8 protein-coding genes are annotated in these 4905 nt (G+C 60.3%); all 8 read right to left on the reverse strand.

Annotated features, from left to right (window positions below; all coding sequences use genetic code 11):
- Positions 1-390: 30S ribosomal protein S3 (locus ACP5EL_RS04520; protein WP_428401280.1), on the reverse strand; the 390-nt coding region annotated here is incomplete at its 3' end.
- 1 nt (position 391) lies between these two features.
- Positions 392-856 carry a 50S ribosomal protein L22 gene (locus tag ACP5EL_RS04525; RefSeq protein ID WP_428401281.1) on the reverse strand — a complete coding sequence of 155 codons (465 nt, stop codon included), beginning with the start codon at positions 854-856 and terminating at the stop codon, positions 392-394.
- Positions 857-866: 10 nt separating this feature from the next.
- Positions 867-1277: a 30S ribosomal protein S19 gene (locus tag ACP5EL_RS04530; protein WP_428401282.1), complete on the reverse strand. Its 411-nt coding sequence runs from the start codon at positions 1275-1277 to the stop codon at positions 867-869.
- 12 nt (positions 1278-1289) lie between these two features.
- Positions 1290-2003 (reverse strand): 50S ribosomal protein L2, encoded by a 714-nt coding sequence (locus tag ACP5EL_RS04535; RefSeq protein WP_428401283.1) that lies wholly within the window; start codon positions 2001-2003, stop codon positions 1290-1292.
- A gap of 9 nt (positions 2004-2012) precedes the next feature.
- Entirely contained in the window at positions 2013-2261 is a 249-nt protein-coding gene (locus ACP5EL_RS04540) for a 50S ribosomal protein L23 (protein WP_428401284.1), read from the reverse strand.
- Positions 2251-3012 (reverse strand): 50S ribosomal protein L4, encoded by a 762-nt coding sequence (gene rpl4p, locus ACP5EL_RS04545; RefSeq protein ID WP_428401285.1) that lies wholly within the window; start codon positions 3010-3012, stop codon positions 2251-2253. Before rpl4p ends, ACP5EL_RS04540 begins: the two co-directional genes overlap by 11 nt.
- Positions 3012-4019 carry a 50S ribosomal protein L3 gene (locus ACP5EL_RS04550; RefSeq protein ID WP_428401286.1) on the reverse strand — a complete coding sequence of 336 codons (1008 nt, stop codon included), beginning with the start codon at positions 4017-4019 and terminating at the stop codon, positions 3012-3014. Before ACP5EL_RS04550 ends, rpl4p begins: the two co-directional genes overlap by 1 nt.
- A complete protein-coding gene (locus ACP5EL_RS04555) occupies positions 4020-4859 on the reverse strand; it encodes a putative RNA uridine N3 methyltransferase (protein ID WP_428401288.1) in 840 nt (279 codons plus the stop codon).
- Positions 4860-4905 lie beyond the last annotated feature (46 nt).

The raw sequence follows: 4905 nt of genomic DNA on the forward strand, positions 1-4905 counted from the left end.
TATCTCGCAGCCCAGGGCACCGCTCTCCATCACCCTCCGAAGGGTGGTCTGGCCCGCCTTTCTGAAGTACCAGCCTCGCTCCAGGGAGCTGGCGAGCCTGCTGGCCACCACCTGGGCGTTCAGCTCGGCCTTGCCGACGTCCTGGACGTCGATCTGGGGGTTGTCCAGCCGGAAGTTTCGGTCCAAGTCGCGGGTCAGCTTTCGGATCAGTTTACCGCCCTTCCCGATGACCATTCCAGGCTTTTCAGCATAAACGGTGATCTGGATCCCCATGGGGGTCCTGTTCATCATCATGCCTCCGTAACCGGCCCGGCCGAGCTCCTTGGACAGAAACTCGTTGATCAGGGCTTTGGTGAAGCCATCCTCTACAAATTTCTTCTCTACGCCCAAGTTAGCTCACCTCAGTCAATATCATCTCTATCGATACAGTCTCTGTATCCTTGGGGGTGGCTCTGCCCATGGCCCTCGGCATCCAGCCCCTCAGGGTTCTGCCCTGCTTGGTGGAGACGTGGGAGATCTTCATCTCGGCGGGGTCGAGCCCCTTGTACTCGGCGTTGCTGGTGGCGTTGATCAAAACGCTCAGAACGGCCCTCGCCGCCTTCTGGGGGTACCTGCCGGCGTCCCAGCCCATAAGGCCCCGCCGATGGGGGACCTTCTTGTTGTACCGCTTGAAGGGGACGGGCCTCCTCTTGGCGATCACGTCTTCGAGGTATGCCCTCGCCGCCTCGGCTCGCATCCCCTTGATGGCGCTGCAGATCTCCAGAGCGTGCTTGGGCGAGATGTGATGCTCTGTGCCCATCGCCCTGGACGATTGCTCCTTCTTTTCAGGGGTGATGGAATATTTCAGTCGTCCCAAAGTTGCCACCTCACTTCAACGGCACGAACTTGCTCGATCGGGTGGCGCCCACGCCTGCGCTGCCGTGAGAGACCCTCGATCTGGTCAGGGAGTACTCGCCGAGGTAGTGGCCGACCATCTCCGGCATGATCTCGACCCGGTTGAAGGTCTTGCCGTTGTAGATCTCGATCGTCTTTCCGACCATCTCGGGAAGGACTATCATATCCCTAAGGTGAGTTCTCACCACGTCCCGGTCCTTTACTCTGGAGAGGAGCCTTCTGTGATCCTTGGTCAGGCCCCTCTTCAGCCTTCTTCGCTGCCTTGAGGGGAGGAGGTCCAAAAGCTCGTCGGTGTTGAGCTTCTTCAACTCTTCGACCTTGAGGCCGCGGTAGGTGAACTCCTCTTTCCTCTTCGGAAGCCTTGATCCTGATTTCCTCGCCAAAACAATCCCTCTTTAACGCTTTCCGGTCCTTCTGGCCGCGATAGACCCGACCTTACGACCGGGAGATGCGTTCCTGCTGACGGTCTTGGGCCTTCCCGGATGCTGCCATCCGCCGCCACCGAAGGGGTGGTCCACCACGTTCATGGCCACGCCTCTGACCCTGGGGTACTTGCCAGCCTTGGACTTCATCTTGTGATACTTCTTTCCAGCCTTTACGAAGGGCTTGTCGGTCCTGCCGCCGCCGGCGACGACGCCTATCGTCGCCATGCACTGGGGGTTGAGCCACTTCATCTCTCCGCTGGGGAGCTGGACGACGGTCTTTCCGACGTCGTGAGCTATGAGGATGCCGTAGACCCCGGAGGATCTGGCGAACTGGCCGCCGGACCTCGGGATCGACTCGATGTTGCAGATGGGGATCCCCTCGGGGATCTCCGCCAGGGGGAGAGAGTTGCCCTGCTTGATCTCGGCGGAGGCGCCGCAGGCTATCTCCTGGCCTACGTAGACCCCCTCCGGGACCAGGATGTACCTCTCCTCGTCGTTGTCGAGGACAACCCTCGCCACCGGGGCGGACCGGGCCGGATCGTGGACGATATCCTTTACCATTCCTCGAACGGTCTCGCCGCCGTCTACTTTCACGTGCTTGAGCTCGGCCCTGAACTTGTGGGAGGGTGCCCTATAAGTCGGCGTTCCTCGACCTCGGTTCTGTTGTATAATTCTATGCCCCATAACCTCACCTCACAATAGTCCCAGGGTTGTGGCCAGCTCGTTGGCGCTGCCGTCGCCAGCGAGCTTTACCGCCGCTTTCTTCTCGCCCTTGGAGGTGATCATCGTCCTTATCGAGATCACGTCGACGTCGTAGAGCTCTTCAAGCACCTTTTTGATCTCCGTCTTGGTGGCACCGATATCCACCAAAAACTCCATGGTGTTGTCGGAGTCGATCATGTTCGTGACCTTCTCCGTAATGAACGGACTCTTAACGACCATAGGTCTCACCCAGCCATTTCAGAGACGATTCTGTCCAGACGGTGAGCCTTCCGGCCTGGGTTCCGGGAGCCAGAAGCTCCGCGTTCAGCCTGTCAACCGTGGTGATGTCGACGCCCGGAAGGTTTCTCGTGGCCCTGATCAGGCCACCGTCGCTGCCCGCCACTATCAGCAGGCTCTTCGGCTGCTTGTACTTTCTGCCTCGCATCTTGCCACGGCCCGCCCGGACCGCCCTGCCGCTCTTCGCCCTCAGGACGTCTTCCCAGAGGCCGCAGGCCGCGAGGAAATTTCGGATCTCATTCGTCTTCTCGACGGCTTCCAGATCGTCTTTTACAACGACGATCGGCTCGCCGGAGAACTTGTGCCCTCTTGCCCGCACCAGATCGGCGTTCGCGGTGGCGGCTATCGCCGAACGGATCGCCTTTCTCCGCTCCTTGGCGTTAACCTTCTCGGTTCTGTCCGCCTCGGGCTTTGGTGGGTGAGCTCTTCGGCCGCCCTTGGCCTGGGGCACCCTCGCAGCCCGCCTGCCGTTTACGATCCTTGGAACTCGAGAGGCTCCGCGGCCGGTGCCCCAGGTGACGGCAGAGGTCTTGAGGCCCGAGAGATTGTTGGGACCGTAGGGCTGGAGCCGATTGGCCTGGGCCGCCAGAACCGCCCTCTTTATGAGGTCCGGCCGGAACTCCTCGTCGAAGACCTTTGGAAGGTCGACTTCGCCGACCTCATTTCCGTATAGATCGATAACCTTCGCCTTCATTACAATCCCTGCTTCGAGTCTGTGCTGATGTAGAGGACCTCGGGCGTCTTCAGATCGGCGTCCTTGGGTCTGACCGCGTTTCTCATCCTGACCAGCCTCTTCGCGGGACCGGGTACGCTCCCGCTGATGATGGCGTACTCGCCCCGGACGAGGCCGTATCCCGGGAATCCCCCTTCGGGCGTGATCTCGCCGCCGTCGGATCCGATGGCCAGAACCCTCTTGTTGAACTCGGTTCTCTGGTGGTAGCCCATCTGGCCCATGAGGGGTACGGTCCGCCGCACGTGGTGGGGGTTCCAGGGGCCCAGGTTGCCTATGTGGCGGCGCTTGCCGCCCCGGGAGTGTTTCCTCTTCTGGAGCATTATTCCCCAGCGTTTGACTGGACCCTGAGTCCCCTTACCCTTGGTGATGGCAGAGACGTCGATTACGGATCCGGGGGCAAAGACGCTCGATATCGGCATCTGTGAGCCGAGAAGGTCCCGGGCCAGTCCGAACTGATCCTCTATGTTGCTGCCGTTCACCTGAATCTCCATCAGGTCGGGGTTCTTCTTGGGAACGCCCGTCAGAAGCTTGGGGTTGGTATAAGCGATCAGACGCAGCTCAGCCATCTTGTCTATTTTAGCCCCGATATCATCGAGAGATCTGCCCCTATTGTTCTTGGGGACGGTGATCGACCTTGCGAGGTACGGGTCCAGCTTCTCTGACCAAGCCTCACCCGCAGCCCTCACGCCGCCGTTGTACTTCTCGTAGACTCGAAGGGCGGCTATGCTCAGGGGCGGTGTCTCAAGGATCGTCACCGGCACGCTGATCTCCATGCCCTCGGTGAGGCTGTTGGGCTTGTCGTCGATCATTATGAGATGGGTCATGCCGGCCTTGTACCCGGCAAAACCGTCCATTCTGGCCTTCTCCTCGCCAGCGGCCCAGTATCTCGTCCTGGGGACCTGGCTCTTAGCCCGTTTACGGGGGCTGAAGGCCAGCGAACCTCGTCTTGGTCGGTGTATGGTTGCCATTTAGCCCTCCAGTGATCGCATCAGGTTGACCTGGGCGAGGGTGGCGACTATCGCCTCTTCCAGCCTCACCGTCTCGGTTCCCTGATGCGGTATGGTGTTAATCACGCAACATCCTTCCATCGTTTCGCTGCTCAAGAACGCATCAACGCCGCGTGCGGGCGAGCCGAAGACCACCTCCAGACCCCGCCTTCGGCCCTGACGGACCGTCTGGCGGAGGATGTCTGGGGTGGCCGGCGCCCCCACTCTGGACGTGGCCACGACTAGGCTCTCCGTCGAGCTTACGTGCTCGTCCAGGTTCGGGATGACCTCTGTCTCGTAGCCCCAGTAGTGAGGTATCTCCGATCGGTCTACCGGCTCCGCGGCGAGGGGTTTCAGCGAAAAGACTCTGACGTTCAGGCGCTGCCCTGCTCGGTACCGCGATGCGGTCTTGAGGGGCAATGGGCGCTCAACACCTATGTCCACCCAGGCGCCGTTGTCAGATCCCACTTCGTCGACTACTAAACCTACTCGAAACTCGCCGACCTTGAGCGTTGAAACCTTTGAGCTTGTGGGATGATGAGGGGTGCGCAGCGGCGGCAGGACGCCGACGTACCTCAGGGCCCTCTCCCTTGGAAAGAGCCTTTTTCGGAGGTACTGGGGCGTCTCTGCGTACTGCAGGACCCGGGATATGAACCTTGAATCGTCGAACTCCGGATCCCGGTAGATGACGATCCTGTCCACCCGAAATACCGCAGCAGCCCTTGCGATCGTGCCCACCTTGAGGGTGCGTATCCGCTCGTCCCGGGACTCCATGGTTGTGGAGGACGGGATCAAGATGGTCGTCTCGCTGCCACCGATCATCGGATCTTACCCCCAAGACCTATTCTTGATATAAAAAGGTTTGGAG

It is taken from the genome of Methanocrinis sp., from assembly GCF_049974945.1.
Classification (GTDB): domain Archaea; phylum Halobacteriota; class Methanosarcinia; order Methanotrichales; family Methanotrichaceae; genus Methanocrinis.